Annotated in this window: 18 protein-coding genes, 1 tRNA gene and 1 pseudogene; 11 read left to right on the top strand and 9 right to left on the bottom strand. The window is 48.5% G+C overall.

The genetic code is table 11. The annotated features are described in order from the left end of the window. Positions 1–104: 104 nt before the first annotated feature. The 4 genes from N836_RS43540 to N836_RS43525 all read left to right on the top strand — a co-directional run bounded on the left by N836_RS43540 (position 105) and on the right by N836_RS43525 (position 4,602). Positions 105–1,307, top strand: a complete 1,203-nt coding sequence (locus tag N836_RS43540) for a TetR family transcriptional regulator (RefSeq protein ID WP_023070881.1) — start codon at positions 105–107, stop codon at positions 1,305–1,307. Further along, on the top strand, positions 1,234–2,520 hold the full coding sequence (locus tag N836_RS43535; protein ID WP_327058680.1) for a geranylgeranyl reductase family protein: 1,287 nt from the start codon (positions 1,234–1,236) through the stop codon (positions 2,518–2,520). Before N836_RS43540 ends, N836_RS43535 begins: the two co-directional genes overlap by 74 nt. Positions 2,521–2,861: 341 nt before the next feature. Next, positions 2,862–4,454, top strand: a complete 1,593-nt coding sequence (locus N836_RS43530; protein ID WP_023070879.1) for a TM0106 family RecB-like putative nuclease — start codon at positions 2,862–2,864, stop codon at positions 4,452–4,454. A 74-nt stretch (positions 4,455–4,528) separates the two neighbouring features. Then, positions 4,529–4,602: transfer RNA gene (locus tag N836_RS43525), tRNA-Asp, on the top strand. A gap of 55 nt (positions 4,603–4,657) precedes the next feature. Here N836_RS43525 and N836_RS43520 read toward each other — a convergent pair. Continuing rightward, a complete protein-coding gene (locus N836_RS43520; RefSeq protein WP_023070878.1) occupies positions 4,658–5,002 on the bottom strand; it encodes a hypothetical protein in 345 nt (114 codons plus the stop codon). Between the two features lie 34 nt (positions 5,003–5,036). Continuing rightward, positions 5,037–5,438, bottom strand: a complete 402-nt coding sequence (locus N836_RS43515; RefSeq protein ID WP_235071028.1) for a TIGR03792 family protein — start codon at positions 5,436–5,438, stop codon at positions 5,037–5,039. Positions 5,439–5,578: 140 nt separating this feature from the next. On the opposite strand from N836_RS43515, the gene N836_RS43510 reads away from it, so the two are divergent. After that, positions 5,579–5,902: a phasin family protein gene (locus tag N836_RS43510; protein WP_031291614.1), complete on the top strand. Its 324-nt coding sequence runs from the start codon at positions 5,579–5,581 to the stop codon at positions 5,900–5,902. Between the two features lie 159 nt (positions 5,903–6,061). Then, positions 6,062–6,619: an FKBP-type peptidyl-prolyl cis-trans isomerase gene (locus N836_RS43505; protein ID WP_023070875.1), complete on the top strand. Its 558-nt coding sequence runs from the start codon at positions 6,062–6,064 to the stop codon at positions 6,617–6,619. 137 nt (positions 6,620–6,756) lie between these two features. On the opposite strand, the gene N836_RS43500 is transcribed toward N836_RS43505, so the two are convergent. Continuing rightward, a complete protein-coding gene (locus N836_RS43500) occupies positions 6,757–7,266 on the bottom strand; it encodes a cupredoxin domain-containing protein (RefSeq protein WP_235071027.1) in 510 nt (169 codons plus the stop codon). A 172-nt stretch (positions 7,267–7,438) separates the two neighbouring features. Between N836_RS43500 and N836_RS43495 the strand changes: the two genes are divergently transcribed. Continuing rightward, positions 7,439–9,700: an SLC26A/SulP transporter family protein gene (locus N836_RS43495; RefSeq protein ID WP_023070873.1), complete on the top strand. Its 2,262-nt coding sequence runs from the start codon at positions 7,439–7,441 to the stop codon at positions 9,698–9,700. 88 nt (positions 9,701–9,788) lie between these two features. Continuing rightward, positions 9,789–11,615, top strand: a complete 1,827-nt coding sequence (locus N836_RS43490; RefSeq protein ID WP_023070872.1) for a SulP family inorganic anion transporter — start codon at positions 9,789–9,791, stop codon at positions 11,613–11,615. A 45-nt stretch (positions 11,616–11,660) separates the two neighbouring features. Here the strand turns inward: N836_RS43490 and N836_RS43485 are convergent, their stop codons facing one another. Further along, complete coding sequence (locus N836_RS43485) at positions 11,661–13,625, bottom strand: tetratricopeptide repeat protein (protein WP_023070871.1); 1,965 nt, start codon at positions 13,623–13,625, stop codon at positions 11,661–11,663. A 324-nt stretch (positions 13,626–13,949) separates the two neighbouring features. On the opposite strand from N836_RS43485, the gene arsC reads away from it, so the two are divergent. Next, on the top strand, positions 13,950–14,360 hold the full coding sequence (gene arsC, locus N836_RS43480; RefSeq protein ID WP_023070870.1) for an arsenate reductase, glutathione/glutaredoxin type: 411 nt from the start codon (positions 13,950–13,952) through the stop codon (positions 14,358–14,360). Between the two features lie 135 nt (positions 14,361–14,495). On the opposite strand, the pseudogene N836_RS43475 reads toward arsC, so the two are convergent. Further along, a pseudogene (locus N836_RS43475) lies at positions 14,496–15,163 on the bottom strand (DUF1614 domain-containing protein). 143 nt (positions 15,164–15,306) lie between these two features. Here N836_RS43475 and N836_RS0137055 point away from each other — a divergent pair. Further along, entirely contained in the window at positions 15,307–15,840 is a 534-nt protein-coding gene (locus tag N836_RS0137055) for a methyltransferase family protein (protein WP_023070868.1), read from the top strand. Positions 15,841–15,992: 152 nt separating this feature from the next. On the opposite strand, the gene N836_RS43470 is transcribed toward N836_RS0137055, so the two are convergent. The 3 genes from N836_RS43470 to N836_RS43460 all read right to left on the bottom strand — a co-directional run bounded on the left by N836_RS43470 (position 15,993) and on the right by N836_RS43460 (position 19,843). Continuing rightward, the gene (locus N836_RS43470; RefSeq protein WP_023070867.1) at positions 15,993–17,981 is read right to left on the bottom strand and encodes an alpha/beta hydrolase; all 1,989 of its coding nucleotides are present in this window, start codon (positions 17,979–17,981) and stop codon (positions 15,993–15,995) included. Between the two features lie 310 nt (positions 17,982–18,291). Continuing rightward, positions 18,292–19,161, bottom strand: coding sequence for an RMD1 family protein (locus tag N836_RS43465; RefSeq protein WP_023070866.1), 870 nt, complete (start codon positions 19,159–19,161; stop codon positions 18,292–18,294). 136 nt (positions 19,162–19,297) lie between these two features. Continuing rightward, on the bottom strand, positions 19,298–19,843 hold the full coding sequence (locus tag N836_RS43460) for an EF-hand domain-containing protein (protein WP_023070865.1): 546 nt from the start codon (positions 19,841–19,843) through the stop codon (positions 19,298–19,300). Between the two features lie 130 nt (positions 19,844–19,973). Here N836_RS43460 and mutS point away from each other — a divergent pair, with 130 nt between their 5' ends. Then, positions 19,974–22,694, top strand: a complete 2,721-nt coding sequence (mutS, locus tag N836_RS43455) for a DNA mismatch repair protein MutS (protein WP_023070864.1) — start codon at positions 19,974–19,976, stop codon at positions 22,692–22,694. 120 nt (positions 22,695–22,814) lie between these two features. Here the strand turns inward: mutS and N836_RS43450 are convergent, their stop codons facing one another. Then, positions 22,815–23,015 carry a hypothetical protein gene (locus tag N836_RS43450; RefSeq protein WP_023070863.1) on the bottom strand — a complete coding sequence of 67 codons (201 nt, stop codon included), beginning with the start codon at positions 23,013–23,015 and terminating at the stop codon, positions 22,815–22,817. Positions 23,016–23,155: the final 140 nt, after the last annotated feature.

Raw genomic sequence — 23,155 nt, 5'->3', positions numbered from 1 at the left:
GTGTGGTGACTGCTTGACTAGAGTGTCGAGATGCAAGCAGCACTTGCAATGGGTATAATCTAACAACTTTGCACACAACCTGCAAGTGATACTTGCATTTTTTGATGTCCTCGCCTTCAACTCGTCAACGGCTAACTCAAGCAGCGCTGGAATTATTTCTATCTCAGGGAATTAGCCATACTACTACCCGTCAAATTGCCAATATGGCAGAGGTGAATGAGGCCACTCTATTTCGTAACTTTGGCAATAAATACGGGTTGCTATTGGCAATATTGCAAGAAGCACCCGCATTAGAGCCTCAAATCACTCAACTGTATGGAGAACCGCAATCCGATAGTTTGAGAGCCTATGCCAGTAACTGCTTGTCCTTACTCGAGCAGTTTCCAAATTTTGTGCGTTCATTAATTGGTGAAGCGGATCAATATCCGCCGGAGCACCAGCAGGCATTGCAACACCGGGTGAGTGAAATTAGACAGACGATGACGCAGCATTTAAAGCAAATGCTGGGGGAGGGTACACCATCTGCCGCAGAGTTGGCCAATATTCTGGCCTCGCTCGTGGTGGGCTATGCGGTGATTGAAGCTACTGGAGGGCAGTCTCTCTGGCAAGGGCGCGATGATTTTTTAGACAGCTTGGTATCGGTGTTGACTAGAACTCAGGGCAGCACCACAGAGTTACCCAGTGATGCCTTTGATGAGCCAGAGATCGCACATCCAACCAGCAAACCCCGAGTTGCAGATTTACCAGCTAGCTGGGTGCATTTCATGATGAAGCAGGCGCGTAGTTTGGGCCATCAGGACTATGCCCTGGCACTGGTGTTGTTTGGAGCAGGATTATTGCCTAGGGAAATTATTCATCTAGAGCGATCGCACCAAATTTGCGATAAAACTCAGCACATTTTGCAGGTGGTCAATCCATCACGCCAGGTGCCGGTTAATCAATGGATTTTAGGCAAACGATATGGGTCATACAGCAATAATCCGCTGACAAAGTGGCTCAAGCTCCGCAAGGATGATGAAGCCGCCATGTTTATCAACGACGCCGGTGAACCGATTACCGCAGCGGATATCCATGATCGTTGGGACCTTTGGTGGGAAGGGCTGGAGGTTGGTGGCATTACACCTCATCCGGTACAAGCTCAACAAACCTGGTGTGTTGAAATGTTGATGCGAGGGATTGCGCTGGAAAATTTAAGCATTCTGACAGGCTTTGAGATCGCTGAACTGGAGCCCTATGGGCAGCGGGCCAGGGAAAAAAGTGCGATCGCAGCTGCCACTCAACTCGACAGAAAAAAACCAATACCTTAACGAACAGTCAGCCAACCCTCCTAGTCTGGGCAAACTACACCACGTATTATTAGCCTTATCTTGTAAATTTGCTGACTTTATGACATCTATTTATGATTGCATTGTTGTTGGTGGCGGCCCCGCTGGTGCCACGGCTGCCTATCACCTCGCTAAAAATGGCCACTCCGTACTGATATTAGAAAAACATAAACTGCCCCGTTATAAGCCCTGTGGTGGCGGCGTATGCCCTAAAGTAGCTGAATGGTTCGACTATGACTTTGAAGCAGTGATTTCGCAAAAAGTCACCCAGGTACGCTACACCTACAACCTAGAAGATGAAGTGATTGCCGAACTCTCAGAGCCCATTTGGATGGTGCGTCGCGATGAGTTTGACTACTACATGGTGCAACAGGCTCAAAAGCAAGGAGCCATTTTGCAAGAGAGCACTAAAGCGACAGGCGTTGAATTTAGGGATGGCCTCTGGCACATCAGCACATCAGCAGCCCCCATTGTGGGTCGCTATCTCATTGCCGCCGATGGAGCTAAAGGCCCCATGGCCAAGTGGCTTGGGTTTAAGCAACGCAAAACAGTTATGGCCGGAGCCATTGAAACCGAGCCCCGGCTGCCAGTCCACGATGGCCACATTGTCCATTTTGAATTTGGTTTACTCAAAAATGGCTACGTCTGGAATTTTCCTAAAGCAGACGGCTACTCCTTGGGCAGCGGCGCTTTTATCTCAGCTAAACGCAAGTCCCGTGATTTAGTGCAGCCCCTAGCCGACTATTCCAAACAGTTTGGCGTCGACATCAATGAAGAAACCAAACACGGTCACCCCATTTGTCTTTGGGATGGCGATCAGACCCTGCATACGACCCAGGCGGTTCTGGCTGGAGAAGCTGCCTGCGTAGTTGATCCATTTACGGCTGAAGGAATTCGCCCTTCGATTTTTAGTGGGCTTAAGGCCTCAGAGGCCATTCGTCGTGCCTTAGCCGGTAATGAGCAGGCTCTGGCCGACTATACCCAGACTATGATCCAGGAATGGGGCAACGAGATGCGCTGGGCGGCTCGATTAGCTAAAGCCTTTTATCTAGCCCCCAAGATTGGCTATCGCGTTGGTGTTAAGCATCCCCGCGGCACACAGATCATGGGTGATGTCTTCTTAGGCAAACTGCGTTACTCCGACGTCGTCACGCGAGGGTTAAAACGGATGAGTGCAGGGCTACTGTCGGCCTAACTTTGGATAAGCCGTATCAGCTTTTTGCCAGGAAACAAAAACTTTGCCCGTTGAGTTTTGCAGCTCAAGTTTTCAGCTATATCTGTATGGAGGATGAAGTCAAAAGGCCTTCGAGCCAAACTAAGCACTTGAAGATGGTGGATTGCTTAGACGAATCGCAACTCACGACTTAATTTTTACCCAAATCATTATTGCGATTTCACCTGGAGCGTGTTAGTAAATAAGCAAACGTTTGCGTTACATTAGTCGCAAGCGCTAAGCCTCTGCTAAAAGAGCACGCTCTACTGCTTTGATGATTTCAATACCTTTAGTTGCGTCTTGCCAACAGGCTTGGGAAGACAGTGGTTGCTAGGTTACCCACGCTGCCACATCAGGATGCTGGTTCCTCTACACCAGCATCGGCTCTTGAGTGGATATCTCCAGCTTCTCCTTGGTCGTTGGAGCAGGCGAATCCAGACCAAATAATTGAAGATAGTACGCTGTTTACATTTCTCCGCTGTCAACGGCGAGCGTACCTGGATGTTTACGGAGATCAGGATTTACAAGCTACCCCCAGCGACTATCTGGTCAAGCTCAAGAGCGACAGTGCCGCCCATCGTCAGACAGTTTTGACTGAGTTTAGCCCTATTAGTCGTCCTAAACGTCATGCGGCGAATGTCGCCGCGACAGCCCAGGAAACCTTTGCCCTGATGCAGCAAGGAGTGGACTACATCTGTCGAGGCAAAATGGCGGCAATGTGCGAAGACGGCACCATTGGCTATGTTAGTCAGCCTGACCTCTGGATTAAGCAACCAGGGGGCTCCTGGCTGGGTAATTGGCACTATGTACCGTTAGATATCAAGCTGGGAAAAAAACCTAAGCAGGAATATCAGCTAACTGCAGCATTCCATGCCTATGTGCTGGCTGCCTGGCAGGGTGTGGTACCGACTATGGCCCATTTACGCCTAAAAGAGCGCCACTATGTAATTGACTTAGAAAAACAATGGCCCACCTTACTGGATCTGCTAGATACCTGTGGGGCGGTACTGACATCAGAGGAAACGCCGGATGTATTTATTAGCCGCAGTCGCTGTGATATGTGCGTATGGCTTAACCACTGTTACGATGTAGCCCAAAATCAGAATCATTTGTCCCTCCTACCGGGTGTTACCCTCAATCGCTACCGCCATCTAGAAAAGCTCGGACTGACAACGGTTGAAACGTTAGCGCGTAATCAGCCCGCCACGTTGGCCCAAGCATCAGGCTTTGAATTAAAGGTGGCGGAAAAACTGGTGCATCAGGCCCAGGCAAAATTATCTGGCGCTGCGATCGCACGTACCGATGCCAACAATTGCTTCACCCTATCTCCTCAGGAACTGCCCAGCGCCCCTATCGAGCTATATTTCGACATTGAAGCAGCGCCTGACAAAGATTTGGTCTACCTCCACGGCCTCTTAGTCATCAACACCCAGACCCACACAGAAACCTTTATTCCCCTAGTCGCGCGGGAACCCGAAGGCGAAGCCAGTGCATGGCATCAGTTTCAACACGTCGTCGCCCACTATCCAGAGTCACCGATTTACCATTTCTGCCCCTACGAAGCCCAAACCGTTAGACGCCTGGCAGAACGTTACGGCACCATTATCGACATAGATGAACTACTAAGTCGCTTTGTGGATATTCATAAGCGCATTGTCGACTCGGTCACACTCCCCATCGAGAGCTATGCCTTAAAACATATTGCTCGTTGGATTGGCTTTGAGTGGCGCGACAGTAGTGCTAACGGAGCCCAATCCATCTGCTGGTATGACAATTGGCTATCTAGCCAGGATGAACAGTACCTGAACGATATTTTGAAATATAACGAAGATGACTGCCGTGCTACCTATTGGGTCAAACGCTGGCTAGCTAATTTTGCCGCCCCCCTCTGGGAAAATGATGCAGAAGCTGGATAATGACCTCTCAAAAAAAATCTAGCTAACTGTTTGACAAAGTACCCATTCCTAAGCAGAATAGAGATCGCCCGTAAGGGCCTGTAGTTCAATTGGTTAGAGCACCGCCCTGTCACGGCGGAAGTTGCGGGTTCGAATCCCGTCAGGCCCGTTTAATCAATAATCTTGTAGGGGCGTTCCATGGAACGCCCCTACAAGATTATTGATTAGATTATTACCAGCGCAATGCTGATTAGAATTAGCGCTGCCAGCATTAACCAGCCAGAGTGTTTGCGCCACCAGGGAATGACATATATCTCTGACGCCGCCCGCATCGGCTGCTGAGCAGTCTCTACGTCTACATACAGCGTGCAGGTCGTCGCCTGGGGTCGTTGAGGAAAGGTGCAGCTATCATCCTGATGATAAACGCAGGTATCGCACAGATAGCTGCCTGATTGAGAACGATGGAGATCAATACCTGGATGACCATGGGCTTTAAGTTCTAGCCCACAGTTTGAGCAGGTTACTGCAGTCACTAATACGGCCTGGTTACATCGAGGACAGCTGGGCATAATCCTTGGCGATTACACTAACATCTTGAAATTTTTATTTAGCAGGTACGTTAAACTCTCTAGATTCCAACATCTCATAGTCAAATCCCAGGGCAGCATCAAAACGCTGGTTGATTTGCTCTAGATCAGCTTCAGGAATCGCTTTCCATTGCTCACGGGTAGCCCAAGCAATTACAAAAATGACCTCATCGTCATGATTTGGATCTAGCCAGGTAGTTTTATCCAAAAAGCCAGGATAAGACTCCAGAGCCGATGTCCAAATTTCATCATCAACTGCTAGATAACGATCACGTTGAGCAGGCTCTACCCTAAATTTTAGCCATTCAATCACCATAGAGGGCTGAGGATTACGAGTTGCTTCGGCATTGACGGGTGTGCTTGCCCAAACAACAGTCATCCATACCGCTAGCAAACACCACAGAAGTCTCTGAACCATACGGTTAACCGCCCGTCGAATATGTCAATAGTTTGCCAGAATAAGTCTATTGAGACTTGTAATGTTTTGTAGGTAGAATCTAGAACTTTCAGCCTACAGTCGGTTTAGTCGTCTTCAACTATTCACCCATTAAGTAAGCTATGGACTCATCCAATTTATTCCGGCAGCTTTTAATGCTGGGCATTGGCACTACGTCGCTGGTCGCCGAACAACTACGGCAGGTGAGCGAAGATTGGGTGAAGGATGGCAAGCTTAATCCAGAGCAAGCTAAGGGATTTGTAGATGACTTTATGGCGCAATTCAATATTGATCAAGCCGCTATAGACGAACAGCTGCAGCGTCAAATCCGCAATATTATGCAGGACCTGGGGGTTCCCAGACAGACTGAAATGGATGAGCTGCGGGGGCGATTAGACCGACTGGAGCGACAACTGCGGGACTTAGAAAACAAACAGTGGCGCTAAGTAAATGTACGGCCTTCCAGAAAAAGCCTTGAATAATCCGTGTCAGCCTGACAATATGCCACGTATTCCAGCTAATTTTTATGATTCGTAACGTACAATTTTGATGCAGGTTGCGAGTTCATACGTCAGCGCTTGCGTGTCGCACTGGGAGAACGAACTGTGAAAGAAGTTTTGATTAGTCTGGGGGTTTTCACCCTTTGCTGTGTAATAGCACTTGCTACCCAATTGAGAGGTGGTGAAGCTGTTGCCGGTAATTTGACCGCAGACATGGCTACGACCGACACTGCAAAGTCTACGCTAGTGGCTCAAGCAGCGTCTGACTTATCACCCGAGGAAACTACTACTGAAGAACCTACGATTGATATGCCCGACAATATGACGACAACGGACTCTGGCCTCATGTATGAAGACCTTGAGGTTGGAACTGGAGCTCTACCGACCCCTGGTCAGGCAGTCACAGTGCATTACACTGGCACTCTAGAAAACGGTGAGAAGTTTGACAGCAGCCGCGATCGCAACCGTCCCTTTTCCTTTACCATTGGCGTCGGTCAGGTCATCAAAGGCTGGGACGAAGGCGTTGCTACTATGCGTGTGGGTGGGCGTCGTAAGCTGGTTATCCCACCTGAACTAGGCTATGGCACTCGTGGCGCAGGCGGTGTTATTCCTCCAAACGCTACACTCATCTTTGATGTAGAGCTAATTCGCGTCGGCGGCTAGAAGCAGTAGCCCTCAAAACGCCAAATTTAATGAAAGCGGTGTGTTCTGAATCGAGCCCACCGCTTTGTTTTGTGATGACATTGCTATGACAAACCTGTTGTCAACACAACAACCTCAACTACTCCCAACCTCTCTCACTAACTATCAGCCACGGCAACCGTAAGTTCTCCTACCATGCCAGCTTCAGCGTGGCCCGCGATAGAACAATGCAACTCATAGGTTCCTGGCTTTTGAGGAACAAATACCCACTCAGCCTCAGCACCGGGTTTTAGTTCTAACTCATGAATAGCCCCCTTGACTTCCACGTTGCCCGCTTCCACCTTTTGGGTCCAAATCACATCGGCAAAATCCTTAGCGGTGAAATAGTGCTTCACCGGACTGGGGTTATCCAGTAGCAACTTGTAGCGTTTCCCAGCCTCAAAGGTTAAGTTGTCTGGTTCAAACACCAGGGCACCAGAGTTATTGCCCAGGTGTACCTGTTGGATTTCTATGGACTGCTGACTGGGAGCAACCGCCGCCAGAGCCACATCCTCTATCCCCAGACAGATGCCGCAACCCATGAAAAGACTAACGAAAATCGTGGCCAGAGTACTTCTGATCGGCACTACAGTAAATACAGAAGCCAGGTAAACGCACAAGTTTGTCATTATTTCATTACTCCACTGTCTACCTACCTTAGTAACGAGTAATCGTATCCCAAGAGTGTGGCCAAAGTTACATTTCAGCAACCAATGTTATGGGTTATTGATTAATAGGTCAGGCACCTTTCTCGACTGACCTTATACATACGTTTAAGGCCGCCCGGCTGCTGGTTAAGCCATGCTTCAACGGTTGGTACCATTCTCTAGTACACCTTTTGCATTTCAAAAACTTCAAGCCAATTTTCAACCCAAGGTACTGATTGCAAGTGCATCTGCTGGACTAGTCACTGGTATCATCGGCACGATTCGGGCCATCTCCTATGCCAGTCTGATCTTTTCTGGGGCTCTAGCGCTCCAATTACCCATTGGTCTTGGAATCACCATTTTTAGCACGGCCATTACGCTGGCTGTTGTGGCGCTGACGAGCACCCTCCCAGGCATTATCGCCACCCCCCTGGCCGCTCCAACAGCCATCTTAGCAATCATGGCAGCCGGGATTGCTGAGGAGCTTCCTCAGGTAACCACCCAGGAGTTACTGGCCACAGTTCTGGTGATGATCGCCTTGAGTGCTTTGCTGACAGGTGGGCTGTTGCTGTTGTTAGGACTCTATAAACAGGGAGAACGGCTCCGCGTCATTCCTTACCCTGTCATTGGTGGGTTTATGGCCGGAACAGGCTGGTTATTAACCCGAGGATTTGTACAAATCACCACCGATATCCCGCTGACCTGGTCTTCGTTAGACCTCTTGGCAGCTCCCTCGATGCTTTGGTGTTGGTTGCCAGGTGTGGGGTTTGCGATCGCACTGCTGATTGCCTCTCGGCTATGGCAGCAATTTTGGGTCATGCCCATCACCTTGATGGCTTGTGCTGGCGCGTTTTACCTAATGCTAGGGGTAACTGGCATTTCCATGGGTACAGCACGAACCGCCGGTTGGCTATTGGGTCCCTTTCCCCAGGGCGATCAGCTGTGGCAGCCCGTAACTCTAGAGCTTTTTTATCAGGTCCATTGGCTAGCGATTCTGCACCAGAGCGGGGGTATTCTCACCGTTATGCTGATTAGCTTGATCTCACTGATGCTGAGCAATAGCAGTATTGAACTAGTTATAGGACAAGACCTAAATCTAAGCCATGAACTCAAAGCCATCGGGTTGGCCAATGTGGTGTCTAGTCTAGGCGGCGGCATGATGGGGAATCAGGCCTTTCCCAGTACACTACTGGTTCATAATATTGGCGCAACCTATCGACTCACTGGTCTTTTCGCCACGATTCCAGCAATTGCTGTCCTGGCACTGGGTTCTAGCTTTCTCTCCTACTTGCCCAAGGCACTATTGGGTAGCGTCATTTTATATTTAGGCCTTTCACTACTCTGGAAATGGCTATATCAGGCGTACTTTAAGCTACCTCTGTGGGACTACCTGATCGTATGGGTCACCCTAATCGTGATTAATACCCTGGGCTTTTTACAAGGTATCCTCACTGGCTTTGTAATTACAGTCATTCTATTTATGGTTACCTACAGCCAGGTAGATGTAGCCCGTCAGGTGTTCTCAGGTAGCAATACCCGCAGTAACGTTGATCGTAGCCCTGAGGCCCAGGGTATCCTTTCGCAACAAGGTGATCAAATTTACGTTTTAGAACTGCAGGGGTTTTTATTCTTTGGTACAGCAAATTATTTGCTCAACAAAGTTCGCAATCGCGCAAAAGCTCAGTCAGATCAGATCGATACGTCTCAGGCCTTACGATATGTAATCATTGACTTTCGGCAGGTGCACGGTCTAGATTCCTCTGCTGTTTTGACTTTTGACAAGATTTTGAAACTCGCCCATCAACAACACTTTTCATTAGTCCTGACCAATCTTTTACCTGAGTTACAACAAGGGCTAAATCGCGGAATTAATCTTGATTCAGAACTGTGTCACGTATTTACAGACATTGATCGGGGATTGGAATGGTGCGAGCAACAAATTCTATCAGAGGCCATTGACTCAATCCCATCACCTGAGTCCGTTCCTCTTGCCGATCAGCTCATCCAGCTTTTTCTCACAGCAAACCAGGCCAGCCACTTTATCACCTATCTCAGTCCTCAAGCCTACCCTGCCGGACATTACATTTTTCGGCAGGGGGAAGTCCATACCGGTCTCTATTTCATCGAGTCCGGCCAGGTAAGTGTCTTATTAGAGCAAGCGAATGGCCGTCATAAACGACTGCAGACCTGCACCAGTGGACATCTGCTTGGAGAAATGCGTTTTTACAGTAAAGCACCCCTATCAACATCCGTCGTCACCGATATGCCCAGTCAGCTCTATTACCTATCTCAAGAGGCCTTTGAACGTATGCAACAAGACGCTCCCGATCTGGTACATGCACTTGAAGCTTACATTGTCAGAATACTCTGCGACAGCCTACTCCGCCGAGAACAACAGCTCCAGGTCATGCAGTAGAGTTTCACACTCTGCTCAATCTCCCCATTAACAACTTTTTTTACCCACCCCCTTTTTTACCAAACTCCTTTTTACTAACCCCTGATTGATGACCGTTCTCTCTCCTAAGCCTTCTATTGGGGCTCTTCGACTTTCCTCCTGGATACAAGAATTACAACCAGACAGTATTTTTTCTAGTTTCGTTGCAGGCAGTATTACGGGCATCATTGGTGTCATTCGGGCGATTTCATATGCTGCCTTGATTTTCTCCGGTAGCCTGTCCGTTCATCTCAATGTGGGGGTAGGGATTGCCATCTTTAGCTCAGCAGCCATCAGCATTGTGGTGGCTCTGATGAGTTCACTCCCTGGGATGATCGCCACCCCCCTGGCAGCCCCCACCGCAGTTCTGGCGATTCTAGCGGCACAAATAGCCAATAGCCTGGCTGCCGCCGATTCCACAGACCTATTGATGACAGTCGTGACCGCTATTGCCCTAGGTTCTTTGATCACGGGAGCCACCCTTTGGGTATTAGGTGCTGTCCGGGGAGGCAATGCGCTGCAGTTTATCCCATATCCAGTGGTAGGTGGGTTTATGGCTGCCACCGGTTGGCTGCTGGTACGGGGAGCTGTTCAGGTGATGACTGGAGAGCCGCTGACGTTTAGCCATCTGGCGTGGTTTATCAAAGTTGACTCGGCAACGCATTGGGGAGCTGGGTTAGTCATTGCTATTGTTCTGCTAGCAATGACCAAGCGCTTCCAACATTCGCTGATTATGCCGGGTATTTTAATCGCTGCCATCGTTCTCTTTTATGGGGCTGTGTGGCAATCTCACTTACCATTGACAACTGTCCGTGAACAGGGGTGGTTATTGGGGCCTTTTCCGGATGGAAATCTATGGCAGCCGCTAACCCGCGCTAGTTTTGGCTATGTGCATTGGGATGTGATTGCCCAGCACAGTAGCACCCTGGGGTTACTGGTATTTGTGAGTCTGTTGTCACTGGTATTGACGAATGGAGGCATTGAACTCGCCCTGGGTCGAGATCTGGATCTAAACCGAGAGCTACGCACGATTGGTATGGCTAATTTTGTGGCTGGATTAGGCAGTACCATGGCAGGTAATCAGGCACTGCCAAGTACCCTCTTAGTCCATAAGATGGGTGCGGCCAGTCGATTGACTGGCCTGTTTAAGGCTTTACCATGCATCACGGTTTTATTCCTGGGTCCAGCATTTTTGGTCTACTTCCCAAAACCGATCTTGGGGAGCCTCTTGCTGTATTTGGGATTAGATCTACTGTGGCAATGGCTCTACAAGATTTGGTTTCAGCTATCCTGGTACGACTATTTGACCATTGTTGTGGTTTTGGTAGCGATTAACTGGCTAGGGTTTATTTTGGGTATTGCCATTGGTCTGGGTATAACAGCACTGCAGTTTCTTTACACGTGTACTCAGACGAGCCCGATTGAATCGGTTGGATCACTCTACACCTGTGACCCTGATGCCAGGGTGAATTCTGATGTTGTTACGCCTGCTACCTGGCTCGATCAAACCCAAGGTACAGTTGACTGGATTGATTTAAGAGGTTTTTTATTTTTTGGCAATGCAGCCAATTTATTTCAACAACTTCGAGCCCGAATTATACATCCCCCTACTGGTCAAACACCTGATTATTTGGTCTTAAGTTTTCAGTCAGTGCTTGGTCTAGATGCTTCAGCTGTTCTGTGCTTTAGTAAGTTACTGAAGCTGGCTAATGATCAACAGTTAACATTGGTGTTTAGTCAGGTCTCTAAACCTTTTCAACAACAATTGAGCCGTGGCCAGGGAATGAATCTGGATAGCGACTACTGCATGCTGTGCGATACTCAAGTCCAGACGGTTACCTGGTGTTGTGAGCAAAGTAATTTGAGTCCGGCAACCGTCAAATCGGCAATGTCCTAGAAGAGGCGAAGAAGTATCGTCTCATCAGGCAGAGCCAGTGCCCAATCACAATTCTGGAAAAATATCTAAACGCTCTGTCCAGTACTCTAATTGGGGGCTCTCTGGATCAAACTTGGCCCACATTTGCAGCCACATTTTGGCAGCCTTGCGATCTTTTTTCGCCATAGCCAGTTCAACTTGGGATCCCATCAAAGCCCTAAATTCTGAATAGTGGAATCGGTTATGGTCTAAGAGAGGCTGAAGTAAGGCTTCGGCCGCCTCAAAGTTGCGATCGCGAATTTCAAATCGTGCCAGCGATGTACACCCAAACAAATAATCAGGAAACCGCTGATGAACATCGCGAATCAGCGCTTCCCCTTCCTGTTTACGATCCATCAACAGGTAAGCCGCCGCTAAATTATGTAACAAATCTGGAGCATCAGGTTCTACCGCCAGAGCTTTTTGCAACAGTTCTTCTGCCTCCAGCGCGGCTTCTTTAGAGTATTCATGGAGAAGATGTGTGGCCTCAGCCAGCCAAGCAGTAACCTTCTTCGAATGTTTGCCTTCATCCGGCTCATCATAGAGTTCGTAGCCGAGCAATTTAATCTCTTGCCATTCTCCTGTCAGCCACATGCGGATATTTTTTTGACCTAGCAAACCCGCTTTATGCAGACTCATAATTGCCTGGTTGCGTAGCTGATCGGTTCCGTTTTGCCCTAGAGCAAAATCTTGGATAGTGGCGACAAACTCAGAATCCTGACAAACTTCAGCTAGCGCAACCATAAACGGCTGTCCTTCTGGGCCGCCCCGCTCCAGGATCCGGGGTATTTGCTTCATGAACTTAGGATGCTGGTCAAAAAACGTTTGCAGTGTTTTCTGTAATTTCCCTGATTTCTGGGTACGAGTAAGTGAACCAAGAACCTCCTGAAAGTCTTTGACGGCTTGGGGTGGGAGCCAATCGGTAAAGCTAAATGGCCAGGCTCCATGCTGATGGCTAACGGGCAACATTAACTCATTGAGATTTTGCTCAGCAATAGTCATACCAGGGCTGAGTTCCAGGGCAATTTTCCACTGAGCACGGGCGGCTTTGGGTTGATCGAGACGGGCCAGGGCAACAGCGACTAAATGATGAAAGAGGGCATCAATAATTTCGTTATCAGGGTCAGAGGCCTGCCATTGTTCGTAAATCTCTACGACCCCAGCATCATCGCCAAGATAGCTGAGAGCTTCTACTTTTTTAGTCCAAGGATTCCAGGCGTCTGGGTCATCAATGGTTTTAAGCCGATCGGCATAGGATTGGGCAGCGACATTATCACCCAACTGGGCCAGAAATCGCACCAGGTTTGCTAGGGCGTGGATGTTGCCCGGGTCAGTTTCTAGAATGGATTTAGCGGTTGCGATCGCGCGCGCTGCATCGCCCTCAACCCAGTAGTTGAGGCTGAGATTATTGCGAGATGGCAGAAATTCAGGTCGACGTTCTAGCACCTGCAGCTCTGCATCGCGGGCCTTAGCGTATTCTCCCTCCTCCAGATAGGCCTGGGCTTGTTCGTGGAGTATGGCCAGATCCCACCAGTCATCCGGTGCGGGTTCAAAATTAGCTTTTATTTCCTCAGCAAACGTTTCCAGTGCAGGGATAGTCTTTTTAGCTTCTTCGCTATATTCATGATCAGGCTGACAGGCCAGGGCGCGACGAAATGCACGCAGGGCTAGCAGCGGATGGTGATTGACCATATAGGAAGAACCCAACGCATACAAGACATCACTATTGTTGGGTTCAAGTTCTAACCAATGTTCACAGGCACGCTGGTAACCCTGAATATTATCCAGCTCTAAACATACCTCGGTCAGGTAGGCCCAGATACGCTTTTCTTTGGGATAGTCTTGAGCTAACCCGGTCAAAATTTGATAGGCTTCACCCCAGCACTCGTGGACAATGCGTGATTCTGCTTTGCGGAGTTCAGAATCTAAATTTTTGCTGCCAAAGCCTCGAGGAGCAACCGTCAGGGTTTTCTTCTTCTTCTTTTTAGCCATGGTCCTAAAGTGGATGCAATGTTACTGATACAGTAGCGTCCCCCGATGATGAAACTGCACGGTGGTTACTTTTAGCACGCTTTCCAATGAGATTCAAGCAACAGAAATGTTCTATACACACTAAGGTCTGGGAGTCCACACTTGGCGCCGTAACGAAGGCCAAAAACCATATCAGCCATTTCAACGATTTGCCGTTGCGATCATCAGTCCAACTATCCAAAACCCCACATTTTCGTAGGAATACCCTGTTGGTCGAAAACTTAACCTACACTTTACTCACCAAAGGTAGCCTGAGACCAAACTTACTTAACGACTGAGATACTTATGAAGCGCGTCATGTTTGTTTGCAAGAAAAATTCTGCTCGCTCTCAAATGGCCGAAGGTTTTGCCAAAACAATGGGAGCAAGCAAAATCGAAGTTACCAGTTCTGGGTTGGAAGCAAGTCAAGTTCGGCCTGAAGCAATTGCTGCTATGAAAGAAATTGGCATTGACATCAGCAATCAAACCTCCGACGCCCTGGCTGATTTTAAACCTGGAGACTTTGATATTGTCATTTCCCTCTGTGGCTGCGGTATCAGTTTGCCCCCAGAGTGGTTAACTCGTGAATACTTTGATGATTGGCAGTTAGATGACCCTGCCGAACAACCTGACATCTTTCCCCGTGTAAGGGATGAGATTAAAGAGCGAGTGGAGACACTGCTTACAAAGCTAAGTGCCGAAGCGGCTTCCGTGTAAGCCCAATACTAGATTAGCTGCTAGGAGCGCCGTAGTCCCATGCTGATCCAAGCTTTCAAAAGCACGGGTTTCTGTGCAACGCCTCCGCTGATGGCTATTGCAAAAATGGTCGTAGATAGACAAGCAACAAATCTCTCACGTTAGTAGTAAGGCAAACAAACCACACAACGCAATTCCGTCAAACACGCCTGCTCCGCCAATGCTTAAAACGCCTGCTGCCATTCGTTCAATTTTGCGCAGTGCAATAAGTCGGCTCCAATTAAAACGCCTAATATCCCTCCAGAAAACGCCACAGCAGGCGCTTCATTACCGGCAATCAATACCGCACTTAAAGCAGCCGTTAACGGCCCCACTAATGGACTCATCTGAATACCAATGCCAGGAACCACTTGAGCTGAAAAATAGCTGACAATGGTAACAATGACGGTTACAAGTGCGATCTCAACCAAATCAGCCCGCGTTAACTGATAGAGTGCAAGCAAAACTGGAATCAACCCACCACCCACATTCAGAGCCACCACTATCTCCTGTTGTATCCGGTGCAGCGGAATGCCCCAAAATTGTTGTAACCAAAAGTCAGCAAAATCAGAAACTACGGTGATCTCAGTTTTTCGTCTGTAGAGCGGAATATTAATCGTGCTGCCGACGATGACCGCAAAAAATAGCCAAAATGCCGCCGTAGACGAAAACCCCAACTTGGCCACCGCCACTTCCACAATGTCAATCGCTATCCCTAGAAAGATAAGGGGTAAGAGTAGCAAGATAGCCAGAAACAGTACTAATGTGACCGGTAGGTAAACCATTGTTACAGATAGCCTTATAGTCCTGACAAGCTTATGCCCCATTTTTAACCAAGTTGGGGGCCATGCACCACTCAAGCCAGAATTCGCTCCTAGATGCGATGACAGTATGCTGATGGGAGCAGGATTCAGAAGATAGAGTGACAATGATAATTTTGAAGCATTTTCGAGCTATTCTTCTCTTACCGGCAATGGTATTGATTGTGATACCAGCCGGACTACTGTTCTTGAGTCGATCCACAGGGACATTATCGATTGCGTATCTGGCTACCCACCCTTTTTCACTCGTATTGGGTCTAGTGTTCGCTTTTATGGGTAGCGGGTTGGTAATCAGCACGGTTCGCCTGTTCATCAGACATGGAGAAGGAACACTTGCTCCCTGGGATCCTACTCAGAAGTTAGTCAATAGTGGTCCCTATCTGTTTGTGCGTAATCCCATGATCAGCGGCGTTGGTTTAATGCTTTTGGGAGAAGCCTTGATTTTTCGCATCCCTGCGTTGGGATTGTGGACCCTGATATTTTGCATAGCAAATGTTATTTACATTCCACTGTTCGAAGAATCCAGACTCAAACAACAATTTGGTCAAGCTTATCTGGACTACCAGCAAAATGTTCCACGCTGGCTACCATGGTTAACACCCTGGATACCGCCAGTTACAGACCGTGAAACATCATCTTGAAAATCGGTAACTGTCCCACCGATACCGTCCCCTGAGCGAAGTCGAAGCCAACACTCCCAGCCAGCATCTCCTTCGACCTCGCTCAGGGGACACTTACAGATATCGGAATATAGCAATCAACTCTGCCTATAATCTCAAAGCCATTCAAAGGTCTATTTCACAATGACTTCAAACCCCTGATTTTTCAAAGACTCCATCATCTGATCTGATTGCAGAATCTCAGTAGACTCTTTATCAATTACTTCCAGCAGTTCTTGCTTATTATCTATGATGTTTTCTCCCTGGATATTCACGCGATAGCGAATAGGGGAGAGAAAACTCTGAATCCCCAACTTCTGGCATTTCATATGTAATATACTCAATCCCACATGGGGATCAAAGGCCATCTTCGGATTGTCATCCAATGTTTTCAGGTACCCTGTAAACCCAAGAAATGCAATGCGGTAGATCATTTCTTGGGTGAATTTCCCTTGAAAATAGCCACCGTGTACATCGCGTTTCCCGAGCATGCCATCGACAATAAGTAATAGATAGTCCCACCAATTCAACGCTTTTCTACGATTAGCGCGGGTCAACAATCCTTTCGACTCTTGCCCCGTTAGCTGTTCTTTGACTGAGAAGGTCACATCTTTGTAGTCGGTACAGTCAAAGTAGGTAAAGAAATCAGCGATTGTAATCTGAGGAGACTGCTGTGCTTGAGTATTGTCCGTTGCTTGGGGCTGACGAGTCTGTGGACGATCTTGAGACAACTGGGCCAGGGTGTTATACCCTCGCTTTTTGCACCAACTATAGGTAAGGAATAGATGCTCCATCACCTTATAGGGATTACGGGCAATAGCCTCTGCTAGGGGAGAACCCGGAAAAAAATGTTCATCTAAAGCCGTGAGATTAACAATGCCGTAGTCTTTAGGATCGTTGTAGGTGGTCTTGAGAGAAACATTACCTAGCCGATAACCCATGGCTTCTGTGCTGCTTGGAAAGGTGAAATAATTGGCTGTCGCTGATGCAACCCGCAGTGCTAAATCACCTTCACTACTAAAGAGATAGGACTCAGCAAACCGACGTAGGGAAGACGAGAGAAAATTAGCTCGACTGGACACAATGGCCAGAATGGGAATGTCGGGCGAGGTTAAGATTAGCCGCTCTAACCGGAAAACAGACCCAATATCGGCTGGAGGTTTATTGCTAATGGAGCGGGTGTCAAACACATCAGACAAAATACGTACCACATTAGTCACCACAAAGCCTCCCATGCTGTGACCTAGAAATGAGAGTTTTACCTTACGGTGGGTTTGTTTCCAGAATTGAGCAGCTTTTTCAAGTGGGCTGCTTTCATCAGGGTTTTGCTGTTTAATATCAGCAGCTTTTAGGTTTACTAATTCGCGATCAATTTGCCGCAGTAACTCCACTAAATCTAGGACACCAAAATTTTGAGCACGGTAGCGATCGCGAAAATAGACCACCATTCGCAAAATCACCAGAGTAGCAATAATGGCCGCTATCCCTAAAAACAGAGTTAATACTGGCAACAGCAACAGACCCACCAGAGTTTTATCCCAGGTCATCACTTCAAACAGCAATAAAATAAGCGCACCAAAAAAGCCAATAAACATTAGGCCACGAGGCAGGGGAGGCAGAGCTTTACACGCTTCCCCCAGACGTTGAAACTCGATATTTTCGGACGGCCAACGATAGCCAATAAACACCTGGTTACCTTGTCGAGGAATCGCCTGATCGTGCTGGTTAATGTACTGAAAAATATTTTTGTACCAATCCCGTACAGAGCTACGTCCACTGTTGTATCCATGTACAGCAATCATCAACTCAGGGGCAGGGCTCTTGTTTTGAGTGTAGGTATCGTAGAGCGAGCGGGCAATTTCCTGCGCACCTCGCGCCGCATCTTGTAGCTCTGACTCCTGCATCTCTTTGGCAGTTTCAATATTGGGAGGAGCGCTACTCATCACAAAATAGCCCGGAATCGAAGCCTTTTTGCGTTCAGGGGTACCAATCTTAGCCAACCTAACCTGGGCAGCAGCTTGACCGGCATCAATGTCTTGATCCAGGTAGGATTCATGCTCTTGCGATAACGCCTCGCGAAAGATAAATTTCCGCAGGATTACGGGCAATGGCTTAGATTCCATGATGTTCCTCCCTGAACAGGGTTCTAGATATCTAGATAATTTTCGGCTCTCTAATGACAACCATGGAGTTTCGCAGGTATGTTTTGAGGGCCGTTGCTAGATTGATCGATAGGCCATGGCAAGCGCAGACCTTATCTATCAACTACAAATCCCATTTGATATTTTCCGTAGTGCTATGGGTGGGAGCACTGTGCGCTATCAAAATTGCCCTACGCCATAGTCAATTGTGAGAGGGAATTGCGGCCATAAGCAACACCACTGTTAGCCGTTTTTAGAGACGGTCAGTCAATGCAAGCGATCATTCACTGCACTATTGCAACCAAATTTCGTAGATCGACAATAGAATTTCCACCACAATTAAAATTACGATATACCATTCCACCCGGTGGCTGCTGCCTTGCTGCAAAATACCCAAAGCGGTTTCTACACTACGGGAAATCAGGGTGAGTTTTTGCTCCAGAATCAAGAGTCGCTCTCGCAGTTCATACTCATCCTCCAGACGTAAATAAAGGCGGTTCAAATCCGGGAAATCCCAAATTGGGTCGGGTTTGTCCCCCACTTCCACAATGCCCAACATTTTTTGCTGAATTAGTAGCGTCCCACCGATATAACGCAGCAGTTCCTTTTCCTTGGGTGGACGCTCCTTGGGATTTTGGATTGCGGTGGTAAATGGCTTAATTTGAGCAAATAGGTCAGACACCTTCTGCTCGTAATAGTCCAGGACAACGCTTTTGGCTAAAGCTTCCGCCACAATCTGTAAGCGCTCTGCATTGCAGTCCTTAAGCCATAGGGTATTTTGCTCTAAACGCTCTTTGGTCGTGGGATGAAACGCCAACAGCAAATCCTCATATATGTTTTCTGCCGATGGCTCTTTGACCAGAGGTTTTAGCGAGTCCAAATAGGCAACTTCCTCAGCGGCATCTAAGTTGAACACTACGACCACACCGTAGCGCAGCAGCACAGCACAGCCAGATTTACCGGCTCTGACGATCAACGGATTTGTCGACAGTGCCGCTGTTGTCTCCAGGGTTTTCAGAATCAGACGTTCACCCACCAGGTGGGCGCGGGCCATGATCTGATCTTCCGGTGACCAACCTAACGGTACAGGAGATAGCTGAAGTAACGAGTCTGACTGTTGTGAAGTATCGAAATCGGTTGCTGACGTGCTCAGGGAAACCATACAAGGTCCAAGCTTTGAGTAGATACACAGCTTTTATAATACGCCTGGCCAACTATTTCAGCCGCATCCTGTTCCTTGCTCCAACGCCAGCTTCGACCTCTCAGTTAGCTAATAGACACCACAACGCTCCTATCCATCAATACGGTCCAAACATAAAATTTGCGGGGGCAGAAGGCTCATTGATATAGAAAAAATCATGGATCAGTGTCAGCACTTCATCTTGACTCAGAACACCGTCCTGATTGACGTCTAAATTAAGAAATATGGACGATGCATAGATAGGCAGCACATTGAACAATGACAGTAGATGGATCCACTCTCGTTCGCTAATCTGACCATCGTTATCTTGGTCAAAGGCCGCAAAAAGCAGTGTCACTAGGGCAATGACTCGACTGGCATATTGCTTAATATCATCCAAAATTTGCTCGTAGTAAGTGAGCCATTCCTTGAGGGTAATTCGAGCATCATAGTTTTGATCAGCAGCCTTACACAGACAGAGCCAGTCTTGCTGTAAGTGGGTCAAAATTTGCTCGTAATGAGGTGAGGCTTGCAGCCCTTGTCGCAAGTTCGCCAGACGCGTGGCCAGGGCAATAAAATCCCGCTGCTCTAAGATGCCATCGGCGTTGGCATCATACAGGCGAAAGAGCTTGGTTAACTTACGCGTCTGAATATCGGTCAGCATGGGCCAGTGAGCATCAGTCAGTTGATTTTAGACGGCTGAAGCTCATTTGTGGATTTTCCTGGATATCTTAGCGATCGCACCTGGGCAAGCATCATAAGATGAATCAGAGTCCCCACGATTCTAATGCCCCATGACCGCATCCGCATCTAAAACCACTACCAGTCAGCCAGCTGGTGATAATATCACCATTGGCATTCCAGAACGGTTGCTGAAGCATGCAGTGCAGTATACCGACTACAGCGAGGTGAAACGGGATGACCTCACGCCCATGATGCGTCACTATGCTGAGGTTAAAGATGACTATCCCTATGCCTTATTGCTATATCGCGTTGGGGACTTTTTTGAAACATTTTTTCAAGATGCGATCGCAATCGCCCGTGAGCTAGAGCTAGTCCTGACTAGCAAGGATGCCGGTAAAGCCGTCGGTAAAGTTCCCCTAGCTGGCATCCCGCACCATGCCCTGGATCGTTACTGTGCTCTGTTGGTGGAAAAGGGATTTGCGATCGCCATTTGTGACCAGGTGGAAGATCCAGCTCAGGCCCAGGGATTGGTTAAACGAGAAGTCACCCGTGTGATTACCCCCGGCACCATTCTGGCAGAGGGCATGCTGACGGCAAAGCGCAACAACTTTTTAGCCGCTCTGGTGATTGCTGATAAACATTGGGGACTCGCCCATGCGGATGTCTCGACGGGAGAGTTTTTTACGACCCAGGGCACAGCTGTCGATCAGTTAGCCCAGGAACTGATGCGGCTACAGCCTGCCGAGGTGCTAATACCCACCAACGCACCGGATTTAGGAGCTCTGTTGCGACCTGGAGAAACCTCCGACAAACTACCGGAAGGTTTACCTGCACAATTTTGTTATACCTTTCGATCACAAACACCCTTCACCCATGCTGAAGCCAAACAGCGTCTGCTTCAAAGCTATCGCGTACGTTCTTTAGAAGGCTTTGGTTGTGCGCATCTACCTCTGGCCATCAGGGCTGCAGGCGGTCTGTTGAATTATCTCGAAGATACTCAAAAAGAGAGTTTGGCTCCGCTTCAGCCTCTATCTACTTACACTACAACAGAATTTTTGGTCATTGATAACCAGACCCGGCGGAATTTAGAAATCACTCAAACCGTACGGGACGGCATCTTTCACGGCTCACTGCTGTGGGCATTAGATAAAACTACAACCGCCATGGGCAGTCGAGCCCTGCGACGTTGGTTATTACAGCCACTACTGAGCATTGAAAAAATTCAGGAACGCCAGGACACAATTCGTGAACTGGTCGACAACGGTACCCTACGTCAGCAGCTGCAGCTCATCCTGAAACAAATTTATGATTTAGAGCGGCTGGCTGGGCGGGCGGGTTCTGGTACCGCTAACGGTCGCGATCTGGTGGCCATGGCCGAATCCTTTGAAAAGCTGCCAGACCTAGCCACGTTGATGGCCCATGCCCAGTCTCCCCATTTGATCAAGCTACAGGTTGTACCGCCAGAACTAGAGCAAATGGGTCGGAAGCTGCGATCGCACCTGGTCGACAGCCCGCCGCTCTATCTGACCGAAGGTGGCCTGATTCGCGAAGGCGTTAATGCTCACCTCGATGGTTTACGAGACCAGGTCAGCAGCGACCAGCGCTGGATTGCCAGTTTGGAGGTGAGCGAGCGGGAACGGACTGGGATTTCCAACCTGAAGGTGGGCTTTAATAAAGCCTTTGGCTATTACATCAGTATTTCTCGGGCCAAGAGCGCTCAGGCTCCAGATAACTATATTCGCAAGCAAACCCTCACCAACGAAGAGCGCTACATCACACCTGAACTCAAGGAACGAGAGGCTCGCATCCTCAATGCGAAGGATGAGATTAACCAAATAGAGTATGAAATTTTTCTAGAACTCCGTGAGGACGTGGGTCAACATGCTGAACTCATTCGTAAGGTGGCCGTCAATGTAGCCGCAGCAGATGTGCTGGGCGGCCTAGCCGAGCTCGCTATTTATCAAGGATACTGTCGACCTGAATTTGTTCAAGGGCGGACGCTGGCACTTGAAGCGGGTCGCCATCCGGTGGTGGAACAATCGTTGCCTGCGGGATTTTTTGTGCCCAATTCGACGGGGCTGGGATATGGGGAAACACTGGCTGCATCGGTGGACAGTGCTCGCTCTGCAACTCAAAGCTCACCCGATTTGATTATTTTGACAGGACCAAATGCTAGCGGTAAAAGCTGCTATCTACGGCAGGTCGGTCTCATTCAACTGATGGCCCAGGTGGGTAGCTTTGTGCCTGCGAAGAGTGCGGTGTTGGGGGTGTGCGATCGCATCTTTACTCGCGTTGGTGCCGTCGATGACTTGGCCACCGGGCAATCCACTTTCATGGTAGAGATGAACGAAACCGCCAACATTCTCAACCACGCCACCCCCAAGTCCCTGGTGCTACTAGATGAAATCGGTCGTGGCACCGCCACGTTTGATGGTCTCTCCATCGCCTGGGCCGTAGCCGAACACCTGGCCAGCGACATTCAAGCCCGCACGATTTTTGCCACCCACTACCACGAACTTAACGAACTGGCTTCGTTGTTAAAAAATGTGGCCAATTTCCAGGTAACAGTCAAAGAAATGCCCGATCAAATTATCTTTTTACACCAGGTGCAGCCCGGTGGTGCCGACCGCTCCTACGGTATTGAAGCCGGTCGTCTGGCAGGCTTACCTCCCAGCGTTATCAAACGTGCCCAGCAAGTCATGGGTCAGATTGAAAAACACAGCAAAATTGCAGTCGGTCTGCGCCAGGGGCGTCAGCCCAAGAAGAAAACGCCTAAAACACTCAAAGTTGGCGAAACTAGTCCCGACTCGCAGCTCAATATTTTTGGATAACAGTTCTGCAATCCGCTGTTATTACTCGCAGACTACCCACAAACTAAAGGTGGAGAGTTGTTAACAACTAACAACATCTCCACCGCTCTAGCCGAAATTTTGAGCATCAGATGGCCATCGTTAATCAACCAGCTGAATCTTCCCCATACTCAACTCATCAAAAATATGATGCACCTGTTCACGTTGTTTAGGGGTCAAATCCACAATGGAAAGTAAGAAAGAAGACAATCTGACATAGTCTTTGCGCGTTAGCCTATGGGTATTCCAGACCTGTTGCAAAATAATCTCTGGTGATCTTTCTGGCCTTCTAGCGGCAACCATAGAACTGCTCTCTCAATATTGGTTAGGGAACACGGTGTCTGTAATGTCATGATGCCTAGTAGCCCGTCATATTGGTCGCGCATTTGCGCGTAACTTACTCAGCAAAAATGTGAATTGTGCATGAGTAGGCAACGTATAAT

Source organism: Leptolyngbya sp. Heron Island J, assembly GCF_000482245.1.
In the GTDB taxonomy this organism is placed as follows: domain Bacteria; phylum Cyanobacteriota; class Cyanobacteriia; order Phormidesmidales; family Phormidesmidaceae; genus Leptothoe.
This window is presented reverse-complemented; position numbering and strand designations above follow the sequence as displayed.